Raw genomic sequence first — 24,539 nt, forward strand, 5'->3', positions numbered from 1 at the left:
TCTCTGTGTTCCAAAGACGCTCGCATGGCCTCGGACGACGACCCGCGACGGAAACCGAGAATCGACGGGAGCCGACAGTGGGAGGTATTCCTCCGCGAGCGTAGCGCAGAGCCGATGCGTCACGTCGGTAGCGTGACCGCTCCATCGGCCGACATCGCGACCGAACAGGCGACGACGCTCTTCGAGTACGCCGCGTCGGCCCTGTGGCTCTGTCCGGCCGACGAAGTCCGACGACTCGGCGGCAACGACCTCGCCGAGAAGGGGCGAGTCGAATCGACTGCTGACTCGAAGACGGGAGTCCCACAACGATGATTTCTATCAGCAAACTGCTTTGCGGGCAGACTGCCGAGGGCGACGGACTCCGATACGACGACCCCGACGCCGACATCGAACAGATTCGAGAAGAAAAACAGAAGCGTCCGGTCGTCGTCTGGAACACGACCCGCCGGTGCAACCTCTACTGCGAGCACTGCTATGCGGGTGCCGACCTCGACCCGGCGCAGGGCGAACTCAGCACGGCGGAAGCGAAGGGGCTCATCGACGACCTCGCCGACTACGACGTTCCCGTCCTCCTGTTTTCGGGGGGCGAGCCACTCGTTCGCGAGGACCTCGTCGAACTCGTCGATTACTGTACCGACCGGGGCGTCCGAGCAGTCCTCTCAACCAACGGGACGCTCATCACCGAGGAGAAAGCGCAGGCGCTCAAGGACGCCGGACTCTCCTACGCCGGGGTCTCGGTAGACGGCTTGCAGGAGCGAAACGACAGATTCCGCGGGAAAGACGGTGCGTTCGAGGCTGCCGTGCGCGGTATCGAAAATTGCCTCTCGGTGGACCTCAAGACCGGCCTTCGGTACACGATTACCGAGCACAACGCCGCCGACATGGAGGACGTGGTCGACCTCCTGTACGACGTCGGCGTCGATAGATTCTGTTTCTATCACCTCGATTACGGCGGCCGCGGCGGCGACATCGCCGACGCCGACCTCGACGACGAGGCCCAGCGCCGCGCGGTCAACCGCCTCTTCGATATGACCCGCGAGTACCACGCCGAAGGCGAAGAAATCGAGACGCTGCTCGTCGGGAACTACGCCGACTCGGCGTACGTCGTCGAGTACGCCGACGAAGAACTCGGCGAAGAACACGCCGAGGAGATTCACCAGTACCTCCGCGTCAACGGTGGCGACCCGACCGGCGAGCGCGTCGCCGACGTGGACTACCGCGGCGACGTGCACCTGACGCAGTTCTGGCAGAGTTACAGCCTCGGCAACGTTCGGGACCGGTCGTTCGGCGACATCTGGGACGACGAGTCGAACCCGCTTCTCGCCCGCCTCCGCGAGCGCGAGGAGCACTTGACTGGCAAGTGTGCTTCGTGCCAGTATCAGGACGTGTGCCGCGGGTCGTCGCGGCTGCGCGCCCTCGCCGGGTCAGGCGACCTGTTCGGTCCTGACCCGCAGTGTTACCTGACGGCCGAAGAGCGCGGTGTCACTCCGGAACCGGCCGACTGACGAAGCCGAGTTCGTCTCCGCCACAGCCTTCTTGGAACTGCTGGGAGACGACGGCGTATGTCGATTCCAGCCCTCCAGCGAACGGTGCGCCGCGGATTCGCACTCGTTATCCTCCAACTCGGCGTGATGTCTGAACAACTCTTCAGTATTCAACGGACAGACGAGACGATTGCGACGTTCGTCACGCTCCCGCTCGTGTTGGGTGCAGTGTTGTACCTCCTCGCGAGCGTTGTACACCAGTCCGGCGTTCTGACCCCGCCTGCCGACGAAAAGACTCCACACCGAGAAGAAAGCGACTCCTGAGACGCCGATTCGCGTTATTCTGCCGCGCTCGCCGCGGCCTGCTTCTCTTCGCGTTCGAGTTCTTCGAGGTACTCGTCGGCGTCGAGTGCGGCCTTCACGCCCATGCCGCCGGCGGTCGCGGCCTGCTGGTAGTGGTAGTCTACGACGTCGCCCGCTGCGAAGATGCCGGGTTCGTCGGTCGCGGTCTGGTTGCCGCCGGACCCGCCCTTGGCGATGATGTAGCCCTCGTCGTCGCGCTGGACGGCCGTGCCTTCGAGGTAGTCGGCGTTCGGCGTGTGGCCGATGGCGTAGAACACCGCGCCAACGTCGAAGTCGTACTCTTCGGTCTCGGGGTCGTCGAGCTTGGCCGTCGGGTGACCCTCGGGGTGTTCGACGAGCGTCACGTGGTCGACGCCCTCCTCGGGCGTCCCGTGGAGTTCCGTCGCTTCGGTGTTGAGCATGAGTTCGATTTCGTCCTCGTCGACTTTCTCCATCAGGCGGTCGACCCAGTAGTCCTCGGCGCGGAACTCCTCGCGGCGGTGGACGAGGTAGACCTTCGAGGCGAACTTGGTGAGGAAGTTCGCTTCCTCGACGGCGGCGTCGCCGCCACCGATGACCATAATCTTCTCGTCGCGGAAGAACGCGCCGTCACAGGTCGCACACGTGGAGAGTCCGTAGCCCATGAGTTCGTCTTCGCCGGGGATGCCGAGCGTCCGCGCAGACGCGCCGGAGGCGGAGATGATGGCGTCGGCGGTGTACACGTCGCCGTTCTGCAGCGTCACCGTGAAGGGTCGTTCGGAAGCATCCACGTCCTCGATGATACCGTGGCGAACCTCGGTCCCGAAGCGCTTGGCCTGCTCTTTCATGTTGTTGATGAGTTCGGGGCCCGAGATGCCTTCGGGGAAGCCGGGGTAGTTTTCGACCTCCGTCGTGAGGGTGAGTTGGCCACCCGGTTCGTCGCCTTCGAGGACGAGTGGGTCGTTGTTAGAACGGGCGGCGTAGATGGCAGCAGAGAGCCCAGAGATACCAGAACCGGCGATGATGAGCTTCCTGTGCTCCACGAACGAATCGGCGTCTTCTGTCATATCTCGTCTTTCGCTGTACCCGTGCCTTAAGGTTGCGCTGTATTGCGAGCAGTACTACACTACTGCCATGGTGTTGCATGACAAGGGGACCAGGTGAAAACAGAGAGCGAAAGACCAGTATCCGTCGGTGACGCAGGACACGGTATGTCTGCCGACCTCCACGAGAAGACGAATCGCTACGAAGGAATGCTCGCCGACGCGCTCGACGAAGCGGTCCAAGCCGTCCCCGACGACACCCATCTCGGCCACGCCGCCGCCGACTGCTTAGAGATGGCCGAGTCGTACCTCGACGACGGCCGTCACTTCAAAGACGCCGACGACTGGGTCAACGCGCTGGCGTCGTTCTCCTACGGCTACGGGTGGTTGGATGCGGGCGTTCGGATGGGTCTCTTCGACGTTCCTGACGACTCACATCTCTTTACAATGTAGTGTGTCACGGGTGACAGCACGGATAACCATTATAACACGGGTCCGACTGTGTCTTCACGATGGAAGGTGCGTGGCAGTTCCACCCCGTATTCATAATCCTATTGATATCTATCGTATTATCGAGTGGGATTGCCGCGTATTCGTTCCGAAACCGGTCGACGAAAGGGGCGACTGCGCTCGGATTCCTCTCTGCATCCTCGGGGGTGTGGTCCGCAGCGTATTTACTCCAACTCGTCGGGACCACTCTGGAGTGGCAACTCTTGTGGCTCCGGTTTGCGTACGTCGGGACGAGCTTTCTCGCCCCGTCGTTGTTCGTATTCGCTGCCAAATACGTCGACGCGCGCATCGAAATCACGCCCAAACTGGTTGGAATCATCAGTCTGCCGATAATTGGTCTCACGGCTCTCGCGGTGACGAATCCACTACACGAACTTATGTGGACGATAACCGGTCTCAGAGAGACACCGTTGATCCTCATTCAACGCGACTTCCACATCGGCTACTACGCGCTCGTCGTATACTCGTACCTCATCGTAATCGGCGGAATCGGGTTACTGCTGCGACAGGTCGTCCGGTCGCGCCGAATCCTTCGACTCCAGAGTCTCGCCATCTTCGTCGGCGTCAGTATCTCGTTTGCTTCCAACGTCTACTGGGTATTCGGCGATTCAGTGATAGACTACACCTCTATCGTCTTCGCTGTCTCCAGTTCCCTCTTCGCGGTCGCGCTCTTTCGATACCAGCTTTTGGACCTCGTTCCGATTGCCCGCGACACCGTCGTCGAAGAGATGCGAGAGGCCTACGTCGTTCTCGACAGCGAACAGCGAATCGTCGACCTCAACCCGGCAGCTCGTCGCCTGTTTTCGCCACCTGGCGACGCGATTGGTCGCCAGTTCTCGGCCGTCGTTCCGGCCGTCGCTGCGGAGCTCGACGACTTCGGTGACAGCGAGAGACACGACACGTCGGTTGTCATCGAGTCCGACGACGGGGTGAGACACCAGTATCTCGAAGTCAGGGCGTCTCCACTGGAGAACGGTGACGGTGGGACCGTCGTGACGGTCCGTGACGCGACCGATCGACAGCGGGCCAGGCGGCGGTTTCAGTCCTCTATCGAGCACGCGTCGGACATCGTGATGATTCTCGACGATACGGGAGAAATCGAGTACGTGAGCCCACCTGTCGAGGGACTGACTGGGACCTCCGCGGACGAACTCGTCGGAGAGTACTGCTTCAACCTCGTCGACAGCGCGGACCGGCCGGTGGTCAAAGACACGTTCCAAGAGCTCTGTGAGCATCCCGACTCTGTAGAGCGGTTCGAAGTGTGTGTCAGTCCCCCGGACGACGAAACCGTCGTCCTCGAAGGGATTGGGCGGAACCTCTTGGACGAACCGTTCGTCGAGGGTGTCGTCGTCAACTTCCGAGACATCACCACGCGGAAGCGCCGCGAACGACGGCTGACCCGGACGAACGAACGGCTGGAGCGCTTCGCGAGCGTCGTCTCGCACGACCTTCGGAATCCGCTGAACGTGGCCGTCGGAAACGTCGAGTTGGCACAGGAGACTGGCGACCAGAAGTACACGCAGAACGCACAGCGCGCACTCTCACGGATGGACGTCATCATTCAGGACGCGCTGCAATTGGCCCGAAACGGCCGACTCGTCGAGGACACCGAGGTCATCCGCCTCGGAACCGTCGTCTCGCTGGCGTGGGACGCCGTCGTGACCGACGACGCGGAACTCACTATCGAATCCGACGGCACGCTCGCCGCCGACGCCGACCGACTCCAGCGACTCTTCGAAAACCTCGTTCGGAACGCGCTCGAACACGGCGGTGACGACGTGACCGTCCGCGTCGGCACGACCGACGACGGATTCTACCTCGAAGACACTGGCCTAGGAATCGAACCGGACCGACGCGACGAGGTGTTCGAAGCGGGCGTTTCGACCAACGACGGTGGAACCGGACTGGGGTTGGTCATCGTCTCGGAAATCGTCGATGCTCACGGCTGGGACATCCACGTCGAAAACGGTCAAGACGGCGGTGCTCGCTTCGTCGTGAGCGGCGTCTCGGTCGGCGTCGACGAAGAACAGATATCGCAGTCGTAAGTCAGTCGGCAGCCCGCAGTCCACCGGTCAGCAGCCCGCAACCTCCAGTCGTCGGGCCGTCGTCCCGGTCGGTCGCCACCACTTACTCGAATCTGAATGTCGCACCGTCGCCGCTATCTTCGACTTCGACGCCGAGTGCAGCGAGGTCGTCGCGGAGCGCGTCGGCGCGGTCGTAGTTGCCAGCCTCGCGCTCTGCTTCGCGGACGTCCAAGACGAGTTGCACGAGGTCTTCGGCGACCGACACGTCGCCGCCCTCGCCGGAGTCACCGAACGAGAGACCGAACACCTCACCGCCGATTGCTTCGAACGCCTCGATTGCCTCGCGGAGGGCGCGGTAGTCGTACTCGTCGGCCTCGTCGAGGTGTTTGTTGACGGCGCTGGCGAGACCGAGCAGTTCGGCCATCGCCTCGCGGACGTTGAAGTCGTCGTTCATCGCGGCACGGACGTTCTCGTATATCTCGTCCGTCGTCTCGCGGAGTCCACCGGCTTCGACCTTCGTCCGCGCGTCCGGGCTGTCGCAGGCATCGACGGCGGCCTCGTAGGCCCGTTCGAGACGGTTCCAGCGCTCTTCGGCCTCCGAGATGGTCTCTTCGGAGAACGTCTGTTCGGACCCGTAAGCCGTCGAGAGGTAGAACGTCCGAATCACGTCGACGCCGAACTCGTCGAGCGCGTCCGTGACGGTGAAGAAGTTTCCGAGGCTGGAACTCATCTTGTCGCCTTCGGTTTGGAGCAGTCCGACGTGGAGCCAGTAGCGGGCGAACTGCTCGCCGGTCGCCGCCTCCGACTGGGCGATTTCGTTTTCGTGGTGCGGGAACACGAGGTCGCGGCCGCCGACGTGGATGTCGATGGTGTCGTCGAGGTGGGTCATCGACATCGCCGAGCACTCGATGTGCCAGCCGGGTCGACCCTCGCCCCACGGCGACTCCCACGTCTGGCCGCACGGTTCCGTGAGGGGTTCGAGGTCCGGGTCGCGGTGTTCGGCGGCCGTCTCGGGGGCGACTGCCCCGGCCTTCCAGAGCGCGAAGTCCGCGGGGTTGCGCTTCTCGGAGCGCTCCGATTCGTTCCCCTGTGCTTCGAGTTCCTCGACCTGCTGGTTCGAGAGTTTGCCGTAGTCGTCGAACGTCGAGACGTCGAAGTAGACCGAGCCGTTCGATTCGTAGGCGTGGCCGCGGTCGACGAGCGTCTCAATCAGGTCGATAATCTCGGGCAGGTGTTCCGAGACGCGGGGGTACACCTCGGCGCGTTTGAGGTTCAGCCCGCGCATGTCTCGGATTACGTCGCCGACGAAATGCTCGGCGACGTCAGCCTCGTCGTCGCCGAGGTCGTCCTCGCCGATGCGGGCGGCAATCTTCTCGTTCACGTCGGTGAAGTTCTCGACGTGATGGACGTCGTAGCCCTCGTACGCCAGCCAGCGGTGCATGATGTCTGCGTGCATCCACAGGCGAGCGTGGCCGAGGTGCGCGTCGTCCGAGACCGTGAGTCCACAGACGTAGAGCAGCACGTCGTCGCCTCGCGCCTCGAAGTCCTCGCGCTCTCCCGTCAGCGTGTTGGTCACGGTCAGTGTCATCGACACGGGCTACTCGTGGCACCATTTTCAACCCGTCGGAACGGGTGTCGTCGCGGCGAGCGATTACTTCGTCCACTCGGGACGGTCGGCATCGCCGCGGCGAATCTTGTCGAGGGTCTTCTGGGGGAGCATTCGCTTGACGAACGCCGGAATCCCATCGAGCGGGTCGTCGGTTGCATCCGCGACAGCACCGGTGTCCGTCTCGGCCGTCTCGGCCGTCTCGACCGATGTCGTCCGGCGTTCAGACGGGATTTGGCTGGCGTTCGCTGCGTTTGCGAGCGACCCGGACGGCCCGCTGGTCACGATGCCGCCGTCGGTGGTCGGCGTCGCACGCTTGCGGAAGGCTTCGAGGTCCGCTTCGGCGTCTAAGTCGTCGACCGCCTTGTCGAGGTCGGCAGCGCGGTTGGCCTGCTCGGAGACGCTCTCGGAGATGCTGTCGATTTCCTTCGTCACCTCGTCGACGCGGTTGGTCGCATCGTCGACGAACGACGCGATATCGGTGGTGAGTTCGGCCTGTTCGTCGGTCGCGCGGGCCACCTCCTCGATACCGTCGTTTACCTCGCCGACCGTGGTCGTAATCTCGTCGAGGCTCTTGACGGTCGATTCGACGCGTTCGATGCCGTCGTCGATGTTCTCGTCTGCAGCAGAGAGCGCCGAGGCGGTGTCTTCGATGTGGTCTGTCACCTCGTCTATCATCTGTCCGATGCGCTCGCCCTGCGACTTCGACTCGTTGGCGAGCGACTTCACCTCGTCCGCGACGACCGCGAACCCAGAACCGGCTTCGCCCGCGCGAGCGGCCTCGATAGACGCGTTGAGCGCGAGCAGGTTCGTCCGGTCGGCCACCTCGTCGATGACCTCGACGATGTCTTCGATTTCGTCTATCGCCCCGACGAGCGCCTCGACGTTCACCGTGATGTCGTCGCGGGCCGACCCGACTTCGTGAATCGCGTCGATTGCTTCACCGGCCTCTTGGCGACCCTGCTGTGCGCGGTCGCTGGCCTCCGTGCTCTGCTTCGAGACGTCGTCGGCCGTGGCGGCAACTTCCTGCACTGTCGCACTCAGGTTCGAGAGTTCGGACGCAATCTCCTCGGTCACAGATACTTGCTCGCTCGCAAGGGATTCGATTTCGGAGACGCTCCGCGCGGTGTCGGCTGTCTCTCCGTGGAGCTGTTTTGCCACGTCTTCTAGGTTCCCTCGACTCTGGCGCGCTCGGCGAACTTCTTCGCGCACGTCTTTCGAGTACGAGTAAAGGTAGGTGTCGTTGACGACCTGCATGTCGAGGTTCAGCCCCCGAACGACGGCCATCATGTCGGCGAAGCTCTCGTCGATTGCGTCTTCGACTCGGTCCGTCTCGGCGTCGGACAGACCGCTCGTCGCCTCCGAGACGGCACGCTCGCGAAGCGCGTCCGCGAAGATACCAGTGACGTTCGCGAACATCCCGCCGAAGTAGTGAAGCGGCATGTCGAGTTTGTCGTGCAACAGCCCGATTCGAGTGCGGGCGGCGTAGTGGCCCTCGTCGTACGAGCCATCGGTGAACGAGCGGTAGTAACCGGAAACGACGGCGCGCAGACCGTCGAGGTCCATGTCGGAGCGATTGACCACGTCGGTCGTCCGCTCGTTGTCCAAAATCGGGTCGACGAACCCATCGACCAGCGCCGTTTGCTCCGCCTCGACCACGTCTCGTAAACCGGCGAGACGGGCCGCGTCGTCGTCGTCGAAGTCGACAAACTGCTGTCGCCACGCGAGTTCGTCGGCGTCCAAGTCGAGTTCGGCCAGCAGTTCAGTTGCTGAAAGAGAGATTGCGCTATCGTCCCGTGGGCTGTCCGATGGCATTGACAATCTCATGGGGGCTTCGATATTAAGGCCGAGTACCCCACTATCACGGGTGATAGCCAGAAATTAGGCGTATATAGTGCTGACGGCCGATTCGACGACTTGGAGCGCGGCCGCACCCTGCCGCCGCGGAACGACGACTGCGAGCGTGTCGCCCGCGACACCGGCGGCGTCGACGACGACGGATTCGGCGTCGAGTCGGCCGAGAACTGTGGTGAGCGCGGTCGTATCGACCTCACCCTCAGCGATGATAGCCGTGAGCGGCCCACCCGACGCGAGTTCGACACCGGCGACCGAAAGAACCGGGTCGTCGTCAGACTCGTCGATATCTTCCCCGACGAGTCCGACGCCGCTTCGCATCGTGACGGTCACGTCACGCGATTCGGGGTCGAACTCGGGGAGGTCGTCGGCGAACCGACGAAGCGCGGCCGCGACCGCCTCGTCGTCACCGAGGTCGAGGAAGGCAGCGGCGGCGGCGTAGTTGACCACCCCGGCACGGAGTGCGTCGAGGAGGAACGGTCGGTCGCGGACGGCGTCGCGGGCGTCGGCAGCGAGAGACATACCTGAGGCGTCGCGGGCGGCGAGGAAAAATCCGCCGCCAGTCGTCGAGCCACGACGTTCGTCCGTCCCGACACTTCGAACGTGACGCAAACGGGAGTTACCGGAACGCGAAGATTCCTTTCGTAGATGCGAAGTCCATAAGTCAGCCCCGTCGTAACCCCCGGACATGCAAGCGCTGGTCATCGTGGCGCACGGGTCACACCTGAACCCGGATTCGAGCACGCCGACCTACGACCACGCGGACACTATCCGCGAGGTGGGTGCGTTCGACGAGGTTCGAACCGGCTTCTGGAAGGAAGAGCCGTCCATCCGTGAGGTCCTTCGAACCGTCGAATCGGACGAGGTGTACGTCGTCCCGCTGTTTATCAGCGAGGGCTACTTCACGGAACAGGTCATCCCGCGGGAACTCCGCCTCGACGGGTGGGACGTCGCCGACTGGGACTCCGACGGTCTCTCTGCGACGCACGTCACGCTCCCCGCCGAAGACGTCCCCGAGAAGACGGTCCACTACTGCGGTCCGGTCGGCACACACGAGGCGATGACCGACGTCATCGTCCGCCGCGCCGAGTCCGTGACCGAGGACCCGAACGTCGGCGACGGATTCGGTCTGGCCGTCGTCGGCCACGGGACCGAGCGCAACGAGAACTCCGCGAAAGCAATCGAGTACCACGCCCAGCGCGTCCGCGACATGGACCGCTTCGACGAGGTACAGGCGTTGTACATGGACGAGGAACCGGAGGTCGACGACGTGACCGACTACTTCGACGCCGACGACATCGTCGTCGTTCCACTCTTCGTCGCCGACGGCTTCCACACGCAGGAAGACATCCCCGAGGACATGGGCCTCACCGACGACTACCGAACGGGGTACGACGTGCCCACCGAGGTAGACGGCCACCATATCTGGTACGCTGGCGCTGTCGGAACCGAGGGCCTGATGGCCGACGTGGTGCTCGAACGTGCCGCCGACGCCGGGGCCGACATCGGCGACGCGCTCGAAGTCGTCCGTGAACGAACTCGAAAGACGCCACTGGCGGGTGACTGACTGTGGCAGACTACATCGACGCGCTCGTCGAGGCTGCCGAAGACGACGACGTCTCGCTCGACGGCCTTTACGTAACCAGTCGGGACAACGGCTACCGACTGGAAACCCCCGACAAAAGCCGCGACAGCCTCTCGGAGGCCACTCTCCGCGACGTGCTTTCCGACTACGACGAGTACGTCACGAACTGGTACTTCTGGAGCCGAGCGGTCGGTGAATCCAGCCCGCAGCGGCGGGCGTTCCTCCGGTGGGTCGAAGGCGCGGACGCCGAAGACCAGTCAGTTCCGGCGCGATACGACGCACTCCGAGACGGTATCGAGCGCGAGTGGGGACAACTCCTCGTCACTGCAACCCTCGGCGACGATGGCCAACGACGCTACGAACTCCGTCACGTCGACGAGGCCGACCGAGAGGGCGACGACCTCGACACGTACCACGAACCACTCGCCGCCCGGCAACTGGCGACCTACGACGAGAAGGGTCGGTACCGACCGCTCAAATCCGGCACCAACCTCGCCGGAGGATGGGTCTTCCCGGACCTCGACGGCCGTGACCTCGTGGAGACGGTCGAGACGTTCTACCCGGCGTCGGTGCCGAACTGGTACCGCGAGCGCGAGGGCACGCTCGACGTGGAACACTGGGTAGACACCATCGGTCGCCAGACCGGGATGTACAGCGTCGTCGAGACGTGGAACCGCGGCGACGGCCACGAACACGTGAACTGGGTCGCGGAGTCGTGCTGTGACGACTCGCAGTGTGTCAAACGCCGCGAGTGGCAGTACGACGACGAGACCGACCTCGACGTGGACGGCGGCGACGGCGCGTTCCCCTGCCGGGAACCCTGTTCGCTCGTCATCGCGGCCTCTCGGAAGTGGACGCGTCTAGAGGGCGAAAACGCCCAGACCTACGAGTTCGAACTCACGCCGTCGGAGAAAGAACAACTCGAAGCCATCGTCGACGCCGTCGCGGACGACCGCACCGACGAGATTCGCGAGGCCGACGTGTACGAGGGAGCGAATCGCTACCGGGCGCGGTTCCTGCGTGCGAAGTTGTTCGACGACGATGGGAACCTCTGTGGCGTTCCCACCGAAAACGAGTCGTAATCAGCCCCGTCTCCCGTCTCTTCTATCCCAGTACGGAGATACCCAGCGCGACGATGACGCCGCCGACGACGACGCCCGCGCCGAGCGTGATGGCGAAGCTATCGAACACCGTGGCGATGCCCACCGCGAGCGCGAGCGCGAAGACACCGAGGAGAAACAGCGGAATCGAACTCGGGTCGACGTCGGGAAACACGTCGGAGAGTCCCTCGCTGACCGACGGTTCCGCCTCCTTTTGTGTGGGTTTCGAGAGCGTGTCGTCGACGTCGACTTGGCGCGTCTCTGGTGCCGGGTTGATAGTCACGTCGACGTAGGCCGTCTCAGACCCGTATCCGGTTACAATCTTCAGCTTTCCCGTCACCGGCTCGTCGTTCGGAGTGACGAACACCTCGACGCCGAGCGTCTGCCCGCCGTCGACGTAGTGGTTCCCACCCGAGAGTCGCGCGACTCGGGAGAGTTCGTCGTCGATGTTGAGGTGGACGTGAATCGCCTGACCGAGGTTGTCGAGTTCGATTTCGAACGGGCCATCCGCCGAAAACGACGGCGCGACCGACAGGTCGTGGGGGCGCTCCTCGTTTAGCTCGACGGAAAGCGACTCGCTCGACATGGTCGCAGGGTCTGCACGAAAACAGAAAAGCGTTCAGTTCCACCGAGCTTGTGAGACAGTCTCAGTCGTCGCGCATGTCCGGCGGCAGGAGGTTCGGAATGCCGTCTTCGATGGGATACACCTCGCCGGTGACCGTGCCGATGAGTCTCCCTTCGATGATCTCGTCGCCGTCCCGTTCGTCGACTTCGAGTTCGAGTTCGCTCTTGTCGAGTGGGTCACAGAGGATGTCCATCAGGGATTCTTTCATTGACGTGACCGTCGGTTGCGCGAAGTAAAAGCGTACGGGTTCGTCGCCGGGAGCGGTCCCGTGGTTTCCGTCTCTCCGAGCGACGAGAAAAACGAGCCGTCGGCGAATATCGGCCGACGAAACAGAGATTCTCAGTCTACTTGTCGAACGGGTTTTCGAGGTGGACCGTCTGCTCGCGGTCCGGGCCGATGCCGACCGCGTAGACGGGCACGTCGAGTTCGTCGGAGATGTACTCAAGGTAGTCCTGTGCCGCATCAGGAAGCGCCTCGTAGCCCTTCTCTGCGACTTCGGTCCAGTCGACCTCGGGCCACGTCTCGAACTCCTTGAGGACGGGTTCGCACTCGGCCCACCGCTCGGTCGTCGCGGGCATGGTGAGTCGCTCTTCGCCCTCCAGTTCGTAGGCATGGCCGACCTTCACTTCGTCCAGTCCGGCGAGCACGTCGAGGTGGTTGACGGCGATGCCGGTGAAACCGCTCACACGTGCTGCGTGACGGAGCATCGGGAGGTCGAGCCAGCCGATACGACGCGGGCGACCGGTGACGGTACCGAACTCGCCACCCTTCTCGCGGATGTAGTCTGCGAGTTCCTCGTCGCGGTCGTCGTCTTTCAGTTCGGTCGGCATCGGGCCTTCGCCGACGCGCGAGAGGTACGCCTTGACGATGCCGACGACTTCACCCTGTCCGACGACGGTCGGGCCGAGGCCGGTGCCGGTGGCCGCGCCGCCGGCGGTCGGGTTCGAGGAGGTCACGTACGGGTAGCTCCCGTGGTCGATGTCGATGAGCGTCCCCTGTGCGCCTTCGAACATCACGTTCTCGCCGGCGTCGCGTCGCTCGGCGAGGAAGTCGCCACAGTTGACGACCATGTCTTCCTCGCTGAGTCGGCGACCGAACTCGGTGAACTCCTCGACGAGCGCTTCGATGTCGCACTCCTCGCCCGCTTCGAGGCCGTAGACGTCCTCGATGACGGCGCGTTTCTGCGGGACGACGTACTCCAGTCGCTGCCGGAGGACCTCGGGGTCGAGGAGGTCGCCGACGCGGATACCGCGACGGCCGGCCTTGTCCTCGTAGGTCGGGCCGATGCCGCGCCCGGTCGTGCCGACCGTCAGGTCGGAGTCGGCCTTCGCCTCTTCTTCGATGTTGTCGAGGCGACGGTGATACGGCATGATGACGTGCGCGCGCTTCGCGAGGCGCACGTCGGGTTCCAGACCGCGTTCTCGGAGGTCGTCGAGTTCCGAAAAGAGCGTCCGGGGGTTGATTACACAGCCGTTTCCGAGCACGCCCACTTTGTCGCGGACGGCCCCGCTGGGCACGAGCGAGAGCTTGTACTCCTCACCGTCTTCGACGACGGTGTGGCCGGCGTTGTCGCCGCCCTGATATCGGACGACGATGTCAGCGTCGCCGCCCCACAGGTCGACGAGAGCGCCCTTGCCCTCGTCGCCGAGTTGCGAACCGACGATGGTAACAGTCATACGTCGGCCGTTCCCCGCGACGCACTAAACACATTACGGTACTGTTCGGAGACGGATACACAATCGTGTATATTTACTTCGATTACACTTCCGGTGAATGCCACGAATACGCATTATCGTGCCAATCGAGAACACAACCGTTAACTAGTGCCCTCGGTTAGTTCTGATAATAGCTGGCAATCTGTCGGTTCCATCTTATTCTGCCCGCCGCGGAGGGTAAGGCTTAAAGTCTCCCAAGAAGAGTTAACAAATGGCATGATAGACCGACTTGAGAAGGAAGTCGATATGTTGGAACGCCATCTCCAGGTCCTGAAGATGGTCATCGAGAGCGAACCCATCGGCATCGTCAAGATGTCGAACGAGACGGGCTACCCGCACCACAAGGTTCGCTACTCGCTCCGTGTTCTCGAAGAAGAGAACCTTATCGAGCCCTCCAGCCAAGGCGCAATCACGACCGAGCGCACACAGGAATTCGTCGACGAACTCGACGACAAGCTCGACGAGATCGTCACGAAGCTCGAATCGATGAAAATCGAAGAAGCGGCCGAAGTCGAGAACTAACCTCCGTTCACACAGTCGTTTTGTCCTGTTTCCGAAGAAACGAATCAGTTTCTACAGAAACGTGGATTGACGGAGCGTTCTCGATAGTTTGAGTACCATCTGGCGTCACTGCCCTCCGGTCGATGCCGGTTGGTCCTCGTTTTCTCTCTGACTCGTGTGTTGAGCGCTGGCGACGTCCGTCACAGCGCTGTCGCTCCCCACGTCAGCAGACGAAAGAATGCCGGGAGAGTGTCGCCCGGACGAACCTCAGATGTCCGGAACGTTCAGGTGGAAGTCACCGCTGCGGCCTTCGACCAGACAGAGGTGATAGCCGTTTTTGCGCGAGAGCTTCACGTAGCTCTTGCGCTTGGAGCGACTGAGGAGTCCGCCGCCGGTCTTTTCGGCCGCGACTTCGAGGGCTTCGGGCTCGAAGAAGCTGGCCGTGACGACGAACGCAGAGCCGAGGGTCTCGTTCGCCTCCGCAATGGCTTTGGAGTCCTTGGCGAGTTGCGCGACCATCGGCTTGGTCGCGGGGTCCCGCGAGTCGTTCAGGTTGGCGACGAACAGTGGGTCGCCCATCTGGTCGCGGAAGATGATGTCGAAGTTCCGGGGTTCGGTCTCGCCCTCTCCGATGGGGACCGAGACGGTCCCGTAGAGCTCGATGCGGTCGATTTCTGGAATCGCGTCGAAGACGCCCGCGAGGCTCGACCGGTTGCCGGTCTCGCCGATTTCGTAGAGGAGTTCGGTGACGACCCAGGTGGCGAATCCGTACTCCGGCGTGTCTTCGAGGTACTCCTCGTAGGGTCGTCCCTCGACGCCGAGGCCGTCGGTGTCGAACGTCGTGTGGTGTTCGAGTCGGAGGTTGTCGACGACGTCTTCTCGCTTTGCTTGTCCGGCGTGGGCCTTTTCGAGCGTCGCTTCACCCTTTCTGGCGTAGCGGACGAAGAGGTTCGTCCCGCGGAGCGCCTCGTCGGGCGACATCGAGTGGTCGGTGTCGTGGACGCCGACGTCGTCTAATTTGGACTGCAGGCGGTCGACCTCGGCTTCGAGTTCCTCGACGCGCGCGTCGAGTTCTTCCGCCCGGTTTTGGTACTCGTCGCGTTCTTCCTTCAGCGAGTCACGCTCCGAGGCGAGTTGGTCGCGCTCCGATTCGAGCTCGGAGACCTTCGCCTTGAGCGACTCGACGGCCCCCGCGTCGGCCGTCGACTGCTTCGGTGCCGACTGTGGTGCCGACTGCGGTGCCGATTTCGACGACGACGAAGCTCGCTTCTTCGACGCCTGTTTGCTCCGCTTGGACTTCGCAGCGCGACTCTGTGCCTTTCGGGAGCGCTCTTTACTCTGCGGTGGGGTCCGCTTCGGTGCGGTCTCGTACTTCGACTTTCCGGGGTCGAGTGAGGGAATCGACCGCGCGTTGCGCCACTGCGCCTCGGCCGAGAAGACGTCGTCGCCGGAGCCACTCGGTTCGGCTGCCGACCCGGACGCTTCCGTGCCGCCGCTGACGCCGTTTTTCGCCGAGGAATTGTCCGCAGTCGTCGCCGACGAGCCGTGTGCTCCTGCCGACGTCGAGGGTGAGGCTGAGCCAGTCTTCGACGCATCGCCCGACTCCTTCTTTTGGGCCGGGGTGGAGGACGCTTCGGTCGGCTGAGGCTCCGAGTCCGCTGCCGGTGTCTGTGTGGTGTCCGTGGTCGAGGTGTCAGCCGTAGACGGTGACTCGCTGGAGGATGCGGGCTCGTCTGTGGCTGGCGTCTCGGTATCGGATTTCGTCTCGGTATCACGGCTCGGTGTCGTGTCGCCCGGCTCTGTTTGCGACTCGTCGGCATCGTCGGGCTCAGCAGCAGACGACGGTGCAGCGTCGCCGCCGGAGGACTCGTCCTGGGCGTCGTCAGTCGCAGACGCGCCTGCGGACGCGGCAGCCTCGTCTTCGTCGTCCCCCTCAGGGATTTCGACGAGTTCGATGTCGACGTCGTAGACTTTGTAGATGCCAACCTCGTCGCTCGCCCGCTCGAAGGCATCGTCGCCCGTGATGAGACGCTTGCTGTTGCCGACGTATGCGGCGCTCATCGACTTGCCGCCGTGGTAGACGACGTAGTAGTCACCAGAGAGAACGTTCTCGGAGAGTTCGACGTAGCCGGTGAAGCCCCCCGCAGAGAGCGTTCCGTCTGCGTCTTCCAGCGGCGTCTCTTCGGTGTAATACTGCGCGCGGACGTCGCCGCCGGTCTCTTGCATCGTATACAACAACGGGAGAGACGGGTCGGGTGCGCGGTACGATTCGAACGATTCGTCCTCGAAGTCCTCGATTTGTCCGTCGAAGACCCCGAGCAGACGCCCGTTGAGCATGAACCCCCACGTCATGCCCGCAACGACCGCGCCCGTGAAGTCGTCGTTCGCGAGCGACCGGAGACCTCCGTACCCGCTCTCAGCGGGTGCTGAGTCCCACCCAGTCACCGCGTCGATAATCTCGCTATCCATTTGGAGGTAAATCACGGGAAGCGAATCAAATACTTTCCGGGCGATTCATTGGCATGTTTCACGCACGACACCCCGTCGCTTATCCGACCAGCGACCCACTTCGTCCCCGTGAGCGCCCGTTCTGGCCACCCACAACACGAGAGTGCGCCCGAAGTCGCCGCGGAGTACCTCCGACGGGTCCGCCGCGGCGACGAGACTGACGCGATTCGAACCACCCTTGCCGACCTCGACAGCGATGCCCTCGCGTCTGAACTCGACTCCGACTCGCGTCGCCGGGCGTTCTGGATCAATATCTACAACGCCGCCATCCAAGAGACGCTCTCGTCTGACCCCTCGATGTACGACGGTCGATACAGCTTCTTTCGAAAGCATATCATCGTCATCGCGGGCGAACCGCTCAGTCCGGACGACATCGAACACGGCATCCTCCGGCGCTCGATGCTCGGGTGGGGATTCGGCTACATCCCGAATCCGTTTCCCGGGTCGTTCGAACGAACCCATCGCGTCGACGAACTCGACCCGCGAATCCACTTCGCGTTGAACTGCGGCGCGGCGAGTTGCCCACCAATCGCTGTGTACGACCACGAACGACTGGACGAGCAACTCGACGTGGCGACCGCGAACCATCTCGAACAGGAAGTCGCGTACGACTTCGACACCGAGCACGCGGTCATTCCGAGACTGTTCTTGTGGTTCCGCGGCGACTTCGGTGGGCGGTCGGGCATCCGGGAACTGCTCCAGCAGTACGGCATCGTCCCAGAGAATGCGTCTCCCTCCGTTTCGTACGACGACTACGACTGGTCGCTCTCGCTCGGCGAGTTTGCGACCAGAACGTAACCTCCGACGAACGTCTCGGGTCGAGACTGGTCGCTTCGGGAGAACGGTTATAGTTTCTCGCCTCGATTATGTGTCCGTGACAAGACACGACGAGCGGTTCGTCCGGTACCTCGAATCGAAGGAGGCCGTCGACGACCGTGCACTCCACCGGCCGACGCTTTCGACGCTCGTCGACGAGCTTTCGGACCGAGCGGAGGCACGACCCGGAGAGCCGCTTCGCGTCGTCTCGGTCGGAGCGGGGACCGGTTCGATGTGCCGACGGCTCCTCTCTTGGGGGGTTTTCGACGCGTACGACGATATCAAGTACATCATGATAGACCGCCGGTCGGGGATGTCCGACCAAGCCTCGGCGGCGTTCGCGGAGTGGTCACACGGGGCCGGCTGGGAGGCGTCGCCGACCGTCGACGGCTTCCAAATCGAACGGCACGGTCGGCGCGTCGCGCTGACGTACGTGACCGGCGACCTGTTCGACGCGACGGTCGAAATCCCGCAGGCAATCGACCTCGTGGTCGCCCACGCGGTCCTCGACGTGCTTCCGTTACAACGAGCACTCGATGCGCTGGTTACTCGGCTCACTGACGGCGGACTCTTCTACGCGCCGATAACGTTCGACGGTCGGACGGCCTTCCGTCCGACTCACAACGCCGACAACGAGGTGCTCGATGCGTTCCACGAGACGATGGGAGACGACAACGCCTCGGGACCGGAGACCGGCTCGAACCTGCTGTCGGCGCTCCCGCAGGCCGACGCCTCAATCGTCTCTGCGGGCGGGTCCGACTGGGTCGTCACCCCCCCGTACGACGACGGTGAGCGCTTCTTTATCTCGCGCATTCTCCAGTTCGTCGAGGAGTCGGTCAGCGCCCACGGTGGCGTCGGCGAAACCACACTGCGCGGGTGGCTCGATACTCGGCACAAGCAGTTGGAGGCCGAAGAACTCAGTTACGTCGCGCACAACCTCGACGTCTTGGCGAAACTCGACTGAGCCGGAGCGATTTTCCACGCGACTCAGGACTCTCCGGACCTCGACGACCGAGAGCGGCGCGTCGTCGAGTCGGATTCGAGACGGCCCGAAACGTACAGCCAATCGCGGGCGAATCCCAGAAGCAACGCTCCAGCGGCGACGCCAGCCAGCGTCGGGACCCACGAGTCGGCGACGCCGGGTACCAGCGCGAACGGGACGAACGCCATCTGAATCCCGGCGAGAACTCGTCGGGACGACCGTGGCGGCAAGTCGTACGTCGGTCGGCCGGTCCGGGTTCGCCACCACAGCCCCGCGACGAACACGTATCTGGCAGCCCCGGCAGAGAGGTACCACCACGGGAGTTGACCGAGGAAGACACCAGCCAGCGGTGCCAAAAGCAGGCCGAGTGCGTCGACTGTGGTGTCGAGTCGGGAGCCGAGTACAGTGACGCGCCCGAGTCGTCGAGCGAGCGTCCCGTCGAGTGAGTCGAGTGCAGCGGCGACCCCGTACCCGACTGCTGCGGCCCACGCCCACGCGACTGGCGGTGTCCCCGATTCGACCCACATGACGGCACTGACAGCGCCCACACCACCCACGCCAGCCACGAGAATGGCGCGAAAGAGCGTCACTGCGGTTGGAAGTCCAAGCGAGGTGTACCGGTGAGGCGAATTCCCCGAGTCCTCTGGCGATACCTCTGTCGTGTGCGTGTCGCTCTGTGCTGTCCGTGTCGCGTTCTCTGCGGCATAGCGAGCTGTGTATGTCCATACGCCCGCGACCACGAGCATCGACACAGCAGTCCACAGTGCGGCGTCTGTCGCCGTCGCGGCCCCGGACGACGCGAGGAGGGCACCCCCACTGGCGACCAGTGCGACCGCGACCCCGCCGCTCGTGCGGACGCTCTGTCGTGTCTGTCGAGTGGAACGTGTTATCGCGGGTGAGTCGGTCATGTCGTGGGTGAGTCAATCATATTGTAGCTGAGTCGGTCACGTCGTCGGTCTTGCTACCCGGTGAACTCCGTTACGGCCCGTGCCCCTACAGCAGCGAGGGTCGGAAGCGCGAATCCGGCACCGACGGTGAGCACGAACAGGATACCGGTCGCGAACTGGGCGTCGAGCGCGCCGTTCCACCACACGAAGGCGACGTGAATCGCGAGGACCACGCCCCCGAACGTGAGTCCCTGGACGACCGCACGCGGCACCGAGGTGGCGAGGATACCGACCAACACGCCGCCGACGACGAGGCCCGTCCAGTGGACCGACGTGGCGGCAATCCCGACCACGGTTGCGACGAGCAGTGCGAGGTCGGCTCGTGGCCCCGTCCGAAGTTCAGTGAGCACGCTCATCGCGCACCTCCGAAGACGATGTCGGGCTCTCCGGCCGGTCGCTCCAACGTGAGTGGTTTATACTCGCCAGCGGCCCACTCGTCGAGCTGGTCGTGGTAGCGGTCGGACCAGAAGACGCCGCGCTGGCCACCGGGGATGACTCCGACTGACTCGTCCTCCGCGGAGAAGTCGACGACCATCCGCCAACTACTCCCGGTCTGCGTCGATTGCGACCCGCGGAAGTTGAACACGGTGTATCGCGACCCGTCCATCGGGCGCTCGGGGTAGTTGAGGAAGTCGCGGTCGAACGCGTGGTCGACGTCGAGTCTGTTGAAGTCGCCGTAGGTCTCCCAGCCCTCGCGGTCGATGCGCTCAGCGGTTCGGTTCATCGCCAACGCAGCGACGTGAGCGCGGGTTTCAGTCACATCGCGCGTGGTTCCGTCGTCGTACCACGTCGCGTCGGCGTCGAGCGTCTGCAAGACGTACAGCCCCGGATAGTACGACTCGTCGAGTCCCGCGGCGTCGAACTCGTCGGCGAACGTCGCGTTGCGGAACTCGTCGACCCAGATACGGTAGATGAGCGCCGCGCGCGACTCGGCGTGCATGCGGTTGTCCCAGCCGTCGAGGGCGGATGCGAGCGACTGCGCTTCGGGCGACATCTTTCGGACTGCGGCATCGTCCACCGCGTACGGTGCCAGTGCGACCGCAGCCTCGGACCGAACGTCTCGCTGGACGCGCATCATATCCTCGGCGGTCATCCCACCCTCGGCGGCCGCCTCGTCGAGCATGTCGTAGATTCGCTCGCCGCGGTAGGGGTCGGCGTAGGTCATCGACGTGCCCATGTAGAAGTCCGGGTCGTCGATGGTCCGCTGGTTCGCCGTGGCGAGGACCGACGGGTCGTTCACGTGCGGAATCGACTCGAACGGGACGAACCCGTCCCACGACGACTCGCCGTACGGGTCGTACCCGGGCCACTCGCCTTCGCCCTGCGACCCGTTGAAGATGGTGTCGCCGCGGACGACCTCACCGTCTGTCACGCGGAGTGGATACCGACCGGCGGGGTAATACAGCGTGTTTCCGGCGCGGTCTGCGGCGACGAAGTTCTGTGCGGGCACGTCCCAGATGCGGAGCGCGCTTCGAACGTCGGCGACCGAATCGGCGTGGTTGAGCCGATAGACGCCGAGCGATTCGTTCGTCGCCGAGAAGCCGGCCCACGCGACGCCGACGGTTTTCCCGCCGCGGTCGATGACCGCGCCGTGGACAGACTTGCGGACCGTGATTTGTACGTCCTCGCCGTCCGCGACTTCGATAGTCTGGGCTTCCGTCTCGAAGGCGCGAACCTCGCCGTCGTAGACGTAGCCGCCGTCCCGTTGCTCGTAGGTGTAGATGTCGGTGAAGTCGCCGCCGACGTTCGTCACGCCCCACGCGGCGTCGGCTGTGCGCCCGATGATGACCATGGGGATTCCGGGGAACGCAGCGCCGCGAACGTCCATCTCGGCGGTCGAGAGGTGCATCTCGTACCAGACGGGCGGCGCGGTGAGAGAGAGGTGTGGGTCGTTCGCGAGCAATGGTTTGCCGGAGGCTGTGTGCTCGCCGGAGACGACCCAGTTGTTCGACCCGAACGCCGGGTCCTTGTCGTAGGCGTCGGTCCACGAGGCGAGTGCTTCGAAGTCGCCGGCGACAGACTCGGTCGCATTTGGTCCTGCCCCGTCGACGACGGACTCCGGCGAGAACGACGCCGCATCCGAGTTCTCGGGGGTACGGACGATAGGCGCGTCGTGGCCGAGTTGCGCCGGATAGAGTTCAGACGCATTGGGGCCGAGTCGAGAGACCGCAGTCGACCGCCGGAGGTCGGCGAACGACCCCGAGAGTCGCCACGAGATGAGTTTGCCGACCAGAAGCGTGTCGGTCGGCGTCCACGTCTCGAACTCGGCGTCGAGGAGCGCGTACTCGGGCGGGAGTGTCCCGGCGTCGGCGTAGTGGTTCACCCCGTCGCTGTACGCCTCGATGGCTGGTCCGACCTCGGTGTCGCGCACGGAGTTCCACGAGGCCTCCGCGGCGGCCTCGAAGTCGAGACTGCGGTAGAAGCGGTCGGATTCGACGGTCTGGTTGCCGACGATTTCCGAGAGGCGCCCGCCGACGAGTCGGCGCTGGAGGTCCATCTGGAACAAGCGGTCGCGGGCCTGCACGTAGCCGACGGCGAAATACAACGCTCGCTCGTTTTCGGCCTCGACGTGCGGGACACCGTGTTCGTCGTACCAGACGCTCGCCGGTCCGTAGGGACTTTCGACCTGTGTCGCCCCGCGAGCCGTCACGGAGTCGTACACGTCTCCAGACAGTGGTGCGGCGAGTCCGAGATACGACCCACCCAACACCGCGGTTGCGACCAGCGCCGCAGTACAGACGACTGCGACGACGGCGCGGGTCGTGGTATTCATACCCACATTGGAGGGAGGGCGTCGGATAAATATTCCTCAAGTGACGTTTGTGAACGGTTCGGGAGTTGTCCTGCTATCCACTGATTCGTGCGGCGGACTCGGCGACGACGAGGACGACCAGATAGGTGACGAGTCCAGCGCCGAGAACGACGAGCACCTCGGGTTCGACGAGGAGGCTGACGGCCGCGACGCCGACGACACCCAGCACCGAGAGGGCCTGTACTTTCGGTCGCTCCCAGTAGTCACGGACTCGGTCTCTGGCTCCGAGTGACGCGGCCTCCAGCACGAGGGCTCCGACGACGCCGAGAATGACCGTCTGTAACCGCATTGGCGGTCGGGTTAGCGCCAGCAACAGTGCTATCGGCACCACGACGAGGAGTGTCAGTACGGCGTCTCTACGTCGTCCCATACTGAGTCTCGGGAGGGGGATTCCTTTTAGACACCGGAGGCGAAAGCGGGTGTATGTCGATTACGGGTGACGGCCCCGGACTGTCGAAGGCGAAGCGTCGCCTCGGTCGCTATCTCACGGGTGCAGCTGTGCTCATCGTCACCTACGCATTCATCTACCAGTGGGCTGCGGGCCAGTACGCCGGCGAGGACGTCACGTTCATCCAAGCGCTCCACGTGGTCGTCGAGACGTTCACGACGACCGGATACGGCGAGCAGACGGGGTTCTGGGAGGACACGCCGCCGCTTCTCGCACTCTCTATCTTGATGCAACTCACCGGCGTCACCACCGTCTTCCTCACGCTGCCGCTGTTCCTCGTTCCGCTCGTGGAAGACGCGCTCCGAACCGACCCGCCGACCACGTCGGACCTAACCGACCACGTTATCGTCTGTACGTTCACGCCGCGAGGGGACGCGCTCGTCGACGAACTCGAAGCGATGGGCATGCCGTACGTCGTCCTGGAATCGAATCGAGAACTGGCAGAGGAACTGTATTCCGATGGGTACACGGTCGTCCACGGCGACCCCGAGTCGGTCGAAGACCTCGAAGCGGTGAACGCCGAGTCCTCCTTTGCTATCGTCGCCGACGACGACGACGAGACGAACGCGAGTATCATCCTCGCAGCGAAGCAAGCAGCCCCCGACTCGCGCGTCGTGAGCGTCATCGAAGACCCGCACGTCCGCGACTACCACCGGTTCGCCGGGGCCGACGAGGTCGTCTCGCCCCGGCGACTCTTGGGCGAGAGTCTCGCAGGAAAGGCGACGACGGCCATCTCGTCGGCTGTGGGCGACGCTATCGAAATCGGCGAGGACTTCGAAGTCGCTGAACTGCTCGTCCAGCGTGGGTGTCCCGTCGAGGGAGAGACGATTGCGGAGAGCGGTATCGGCCGCCTGACCGGTGCGAACGTCATCGGTGCGTGGTTTACCGGTGAGTTCGTCTCGCCGCCCTCTCCCGACGCCGTCATCGACGAGCATACTGTCTTGCTCGTCGTCGGCCGCGAGCGACAACTCGAAAAGCTCCACGGACTCACGCTCTCGTCCGCGCGCCGCTTCCGGCGGGGCACGGTCATCATCGCCGGCTACGGCGAAGTTGGGTCGACGGCCGCCGAGACGCTGGCGAGCGCTGGCGTCCCGCACCGCGTCGTCGACAAACAGGAGAAACCCGGCGTCGATATCGTCGGCGACGTGACGAAGCCACAGACCTTGCTCGAAGCAGGTGTCGACGAGGCCCGAAGCGTCCTTCTCGCCCTCGACGACGACACGACTGCTATCTTCACCACGCTCGTCTCGGAACGCGTCTCCGAGGAGACCGAGGTCATCGCGCGCGCCAACGAGACCGAGAGCATCGCGAAACTCTACCGCGCTGGCGCAGACTACGTCCTCGCGCTCTCGACGGTCGCTGGCCGAATGCTCGCGTCGCGCGTCCTCGACGAGGAAGTCATCGCACCCGAATCACAAATCGAAATCGTCCGAACCAACGCGCCCGGACTCGTCGGGCGGACGCTCGCCGAGGCGGACGTCCGTGCCCGGACCAACTGTACGATTATCGCTGTCGAGCGCAACGGCGACCTGCTCACGGAACTCGGCCCTGACTTCCGCGTCCAAAAGGACGACGACGTGCTCGTCGCTGGTATCGACGAAGACATCTACCAGTTCAACGAGCAGTTTGGGTGAGTCGCATCGGGTGACCCCCCACAC

The 24,539-nt window shown here is 63.8% G+C and carries 23 protein-coding genes; 11 read left to right on the plus strand and 12 right to left on the minus strand.

Features of this window, described 5'->3' with window-relative positions; translation table 11 throughout:
* Window positions 1–24: 24 nt before the first annotated feature.
* Genes KU306_RS10330 through KU306_RS10340 form a run of 3 tightly spaced genes read left to right on the plus strand, consistent with a single transcriptional unit; the run spans window position 25 to window position 1,808 of the window.
* Window positions 25–312, plus strand: a complete 288-nt coding sequence (locus KU306_RS10330; RefSeq protein WP_258301887.1) for an Htur_1727 family rSAM-partnered candidate RiPP — start codon at window positions 25–27, stop codon at window positions 310–312.
* Window positions 309–1,505 carry a TIGR04347 family pseudo-SAM/SPASM protein gene (locus tag KU306_RS10335; protein WP_258301888.1) on the plus strand — a complete coding sequence of 399 codons (1,197 nt, stop codon included), beginning with the start codon at window positions 309–311 and terminating at the stop codon, window positions 1,503–1,505. The genes KU306_RS10330 and KU306_RS10335 overlap by 4 nt, the downstream gene beginning before the upstream one ends.
* Window positions 1,506–1,562: 57 nt before the next feature.
* On the plus strand, window positions 1,563–1,808 hold the full coding sequence (locus tag KU306_RS10340; RefSeq protein WP_007539389.1) for a hypothetical protein: 246 nt from the start codon (window positions 1,563–1,565) through the stop codon (window positions 1,806–1,808).
* Window positions 1,809–1,822: 14 nt separating this feature from the next.
* On the opposite strand, the gene KU306_RS10345 is transcribed toward KU306_RS10340, so the two are convergent.
* The gene (locus tag KU306_RS10345) at window positions 1,823–2,872 is read right to left on the minus strand and encodes an NAD(P)/FAD-dependent oxidoreductase (RefSeq protein ID WP_007539390.1); all 1,050 of its coding nucleotides are present in this window, start codon (window positions 2,870–2,872) and stop codon (window positions 1,823–1,825) included.
* A gap of 144 nt (window positions 2,873–3,016) precedes the next feature.
* Here KU306_RS10345 and KU306_RS10350 point away from each other — a divergent pair, with 144 nt between their 5' ends.
* Both KU306_RS10350 and KU306_RS10355 read left to right on the plus strand, forming a co-directional pair.
* Window positions 3,017–3,301 carry a DUF357 domain-containing protein gene (locus KU306_RS10350; RefSeq protein ID WP_007539392.1) on the plus strand — a complete coding sequence of 95 codons (285 nt, stop codon included), beginning with the start codon at window positions 3,017–3,019 and terminating at the stop codon, window positions 3,299–3,301.
* A 59-nt stretch (window positions 3,302–3,360) separates the two neighbouring features.
* Complete coding sequence (locus tag KU306_RS10355; protein WP_258301889.1) at window positions 3,361–5,403, plus strand: histidine kinase N-terminal 7TM domain-containing protein; 2,043 nt, start codon at window positions 3,361–3,363, stop codon at window positions 5,401–5,403.
* Window positions 5,404–5,485: 82 nt separating this feature from the next.
* Here KU306_RS10355 and cysS read toward each other — a convergent pair whose 3' ends face one another.
* The 3 genes from cysS to KU306_RS10370 form a co-directional block, all read right to left on the minus strand.
* Entirely contained in the window at window positions 5,486–6,970 is a 1,485-nt protein-coding gene (gene cysS / locus KU306_RS10360; RefSeq protein WP_258301890.1) for a cysteine--tRNA ligase, read from the minus strand.
* Between the two features lie 63 nt (window positions 6,971–7,033).
* Entirely contained in the window at window positions 7,034–8,803 is a 1,770-nt protein-coding gene (locus tag KU306_RS10365) for a globin-coupled sensor protein (protein ID WP_007539399.1), read from the minus strand.
* A 66-nt stretch (window positions 8,804–8,869) separates the two neighbouring features.
* Window positions 8,870–9,364, minus strand: coding sequence for a DUF7523 family protein (locus KU306_RS10370; protein ID WP_007539401.1), 495 nt, complete (start codon window positions 9,362–9,364; stop codon window positions 8,870–8,872).
* A gap of 166 nt (window positions 9,365–9,530) precedes the next feature.
* Between KU306_RS10370 and KU306_RS10375 the strand changes: the two genes are divergently transcribed.
* Both KU306_RS10375 and KU306_RS10380 read left to right on the plus strand, forming a co-directional pair.
* Entirely contained in the window at window positions 9,531–10,409 is an 879-nt protein-coding gene (locus tag KU306_RS10375) for a CbiX/SirB N-terminal domain-containing protein (RefSeq protein WP_258301891.1), read from the plus strand.
* A gap of 2 nt (window positions 10,410–10,411) precedes the next feature.
* On the plus strand, window positions 10,412–11,509 hold the full coding sequence (locus KU306_RS10380; RefSeq protein WP_258301892.1) for a DR2241 family protein: 1,098 nt from the start codon (window positions 10,412–10,414) through the stop codon (window positions 11,507–11,509).
* Window positions 11,510–11,531: 22 nt separating this feature from the next.
* Here KU306_RS10380 and KU306_RS10385 read toward each other — a convergent pair whose 3' ends face one another.
* The 3 genes from KU306_RS10385 to KU306_RS10395 all read right to left on the minus strand — a co-directional run bounded on the left by KU306_RS10385 (window position 11,532) and on the right by KU306_RS10395 (window position 13,828).
* The gene (locus KU306_RS10385) at window positions 11,532–12,113 is read right to left on the minus strand and encodes a DUF7524 family protein (RefSeq protein ID WP_007539407.1); all 582 of its coding nucleotides are present in this window, start codon (window positions 12,111–12,113) and stop codon (window positions 11,532–11,534) included.
* Window positions 12,114–12,174: 61 nt separating this feature from the next.
* Window positions 12,175–12,360: a methytransferase partner Trm112 gene (locus KU306_RS10390; RefSeq protein WP_013035425.1), complete on the minus strand. Its 186-nt coding sequence runs from the start codon at window positions 12,358–12,360 to the stop codon at window positions 12,175–12,177.
* 136 nt (window positions 12,361–12,496) lie between these two features.
* Window positions 12,497–13,828 (minus strand): adenylosuccinate synthase, encoded by a 1,332-nt coding sequence (locus tag KU306_RS10395; protein WP_007539409.1) that lies wholly within the window; start codon window positions 13,826–13,828, stop codon window positions 12,497–12,499.
* A gap of 255 nt (window positions 13,829–14,083) precedes the next feature.
* Between KU306_RS10395 and KU306_RS10400 the strand changes: the two genes are divergently transcribed.
* Window positions 14,084–14,389 carry a hypothetical protein gene (locus KU306_RS10400; RefSeq protein WP_007539411.1) on the plus strand — a complete coding sequence of 102 codons (306 nt, stop codon included), beginning with the start codon at window positions 14,084–14,086 and terminating at the stop codon, window positions 14,387–14,389.
* A gap of 246 nt (window positions 14,390–14,635) precedes the next feature.
* Here the strand turns inward: KU306_RS10400 and KU306_RS10405 are convergent, their stop codons facing one another.
* Entirely contained in the window at window positions 14,636–16,837 is a 2,202-nt protein-coding gene (locus KU306_RS10405; RefSeq protein WP_258301893.1) for a DUF7527 domain-containing protein, read from the minus strand.
* A gap of 108 nt (window positions 16,838–16,945) precedes the next feature.
* Here KU306_RS10405 and KU306_RS10410 point away from each other — a divergent pair, with 108 nt between their 5' ends.
* Complete coding sequence (locus KU306_RS10410; RefSeq protein WP_258301894.1) at window positions 16,946–17,674, plus strand: DUF547 domain-containing protein; 729 nt, start codon at window positions 16,946–16,948, stop codon at window positions 17,672–17,674.
* Window positions 17,675–17,750: 76 nt separating this feature from the next.
* Window positions 17,751–18,656, plus strand: a complete 906-nt coding sequence (locus KU306_RS10415) for an SAM-dependent methyltransferase (protein WP_258301895.1) — start codon at window positions 17,751–17,753, stop codon at window positions 18,654–18,656.
* A 23-nt stretch (window positions 18,657–18,679) separates the two neighbouring features.
* On the opposite strand, the gene KU306_RS10420 is transcribed toward KU306_RS10415, so the two are convergent.
* From KU306_RS10420 to KU306_RS10435, 4 genes are all read right to left on the minus strand, one after another.
* Window positions 18,680–19,582, minus strand: coding sequence for a CDP-alcohol phosphatidyltransferase family protein (locus KU306_RS10420; protein WP_258301896.1), 903 nt, complete (start codon window positions 19,580–19,582; stop codon window positions 18,680–18,682).
* A 53-nt stretch (window positions 19,583–19,635) separates the two neighbouring features.
* Entirely contained in the window at window positions 19,636–19,977 is a 342-nt protein-coding gene (locus tag KU306_RS10425) for a hypothetical protein (protein ID WP_258301897.1), read from the minus strand.
* The gene (locus KU306_RS10430; RefSeq protein ID WP_258301898.1) at window positions 19,974–22,394 is read right to left on the minus strand and encodes a penicillin acylase family protein; all 2,421 of its coding nucleotides are present in this window, start codon (window positions 22,392–22,394) and stop codon (window positions 19,974–19,976) included. Before KU306_RS10430 ends, KU306_RS10425 begins: the two co-directional genes overlap by 4 nt.
* A gap of 73 nt (window positions 22,395–22,467) precedes the next feature.
* Window positions 22,468–22,803, minus strand: coding sequence for a hypothetical protein (locus KU306_RS10435; RefSeq protein ID WP_258301899.1), 336 nt, complete (start codon window positions 22,801–22,803; stop codon window positions 22,468–22,470).
* A 53-nt stretch (window positions 22,804–22,856) separates the two neighbouring features.
* Between KU306_RS10435 and KU306_RS10440 the strand changes: the two genes are divergently transcribed.
* Window positions 22,857–24,515: a potassium channel family protein gene (locus KU306_RS10440; protein ID WP_007539435.1), complete on the plus strand. Its 1,659-nt coding sequence runs from the start codon at window positions 22,857–22,859 to the stop codon at window positions 24,513–24,515.
* Window positions 24,516–24,539: the final 24 nt, after the last annotated feature.

This window comes from Haloferax larsenii (genome assembly GCF_024730625.1).
In the GTDB taxonomy this organism is placed as follows: domain Archaea; phylum Halobacteriota; class Halobacteria; order Halobacteriales; family Haloferacaceae; genus Haloferax; species Haloferax larsenii.

Excerpts from the sequence above, each read along its gene's own strand:
- KU306_RS10330 (WP_258301887.1), top strand. The coding sequence starts at position 25 with ATGGCCTCGGACGACGACCCGCGACGGAAACCGAGAATCGACGGGAGC.
- KU306_RS10335 (WP_258301888.1), top strand. The coding sequence starts at position 309 with ATGATTTCTATCAGCAAACTGCTTTGCGGGCAGACTGCCGAGGGCGAC.
- KU306_RS10340 (WP_007539389.1), top strand. The coding sequence starts at position 1,563 with ATGTCGATTCCAGCCCTCCAGCGAACGGTGCGCCGCGGATTCGCACTC.
- KU306_RS10345 (WP_007539390.1), bottom strand. The coding sequence starts at position 2,872 with ATGACAGAAGACGCCGATTCGTTCGTGGAGCACAGGAAGCTCATCATC.
- KU306_RS10350 (WP_007539392.1), top strand. The coding sequence starts at position 3,017 with ATGTCTGCCGACCTCCACGAGAAGACGAATCGCTACGAAGGAATGCTC.
- KU306_RS10355 (WP_258301889.1), top strand. The coding sequence starts at position 3,361 with ATGGAAGGTGCGTGGCAGTTCCACCCCGTATTCATAATCCTATTGATA.
- cysS (WP_258301890.1), bottom strand. The coding sequence starts at position 6,970 with ATGACACTGACCGTGACCAACACGCTGACGGGAGAGCGCGAGGACTTC.
- KU306_RS10365 (WP_007539399.1), bottom strand. The coding sequence starts at position 8,803 with ATGCCATCGGACAGCCCACGGGACGATAGCGCAATCTCTCTTTCAGCA.
- KU306_RS10370 (WP_007539401.1), bottom strand. The coding sequence starts at position 9,364 with ATGTCTCTCGCTGCCGACGCCCGCGACGCCGTCCGCGACCGACCGTTC.
- KU306_RS10375 (WP_258301891.1), top strand. The coding sequence starts at position 9,531 with ATGCAAGCGCTGGTCATCGTGGCGCACGGGTCACACCTGAACCCGGAT.
- KU306_RS10385 (WP_007539407.1), bottom strand. The coding sequence starts at position 12,113 with ATGTCGAGCGAGTCGCTTTCCGTCGAGCTAAACGAGGAGCGCCCCCAC.
- KU306_RS10390 (WP_013035425.1), bottom strand. The coding sequence starts at position 12,360 with ATGAAAGAATCCCTGATGGACATCCTCTGTGACCCACTCGACAAGAGC.
- KU306_RS10395 (WP_007539409.1), bottom strand. The coding sequence starts at position 13,828 with ATGACTGTTACCATCGTCGGTTCGCAACTCGGCGACGAGGGCAAGGGC.
- KU306_RS10400 (WP_007539411.1), top strand. The coding sequence starts at position 14,084 with ATGATAGACCGACTTGAGAAGGAAGTCGATATGTTGGAACGCCATCTC.
- KU306_RS10405 (WP_258301893.1), bottom strand. The coding sequence starts at position 16,837 with ATGGATAGCGAGATTATCGACGCGGTGACTGGGTGGGACTCAGCACCC.
- KU306_RS10420 (WP_258301896.1), bottom strand. The coding sequence starts at position 19,582 with ATGACCGACTCACCCGCGATAACACGTTCCACTCGACAGACACGACAG.
- KU306_RS10425 (WP_258301897.1), bottom strand. The coding sequence starts at position 19,977 with ATGAGCGTGCTCACTGAACTTCGGACGGGGCCACGAGCCGACCTCGCA.
- KU306_RS10430 (WP_258301898.1), bottom strand. The coding sequence starts at position 22,394 with ATGAATACCACGACCCGCGCCGTCGTCGCAGTCGTCTGTACTGCGGCG.
- KU306_RS10435 (WP_258301899.1), bottom strand. The coding sequence starts at position 22,803 with ATGGGACGACGTAGAGACGCCGTACTGACACTCCTCGTCGTGGTGCCG.
- KU306_RS10440 (WP_007539435.1), top strand. The coding sequence starts at position 22,857 with ATGTCGATTACGGGTGACGGCCCCGGACTGTCGAAGGCGAAGCGTCGC.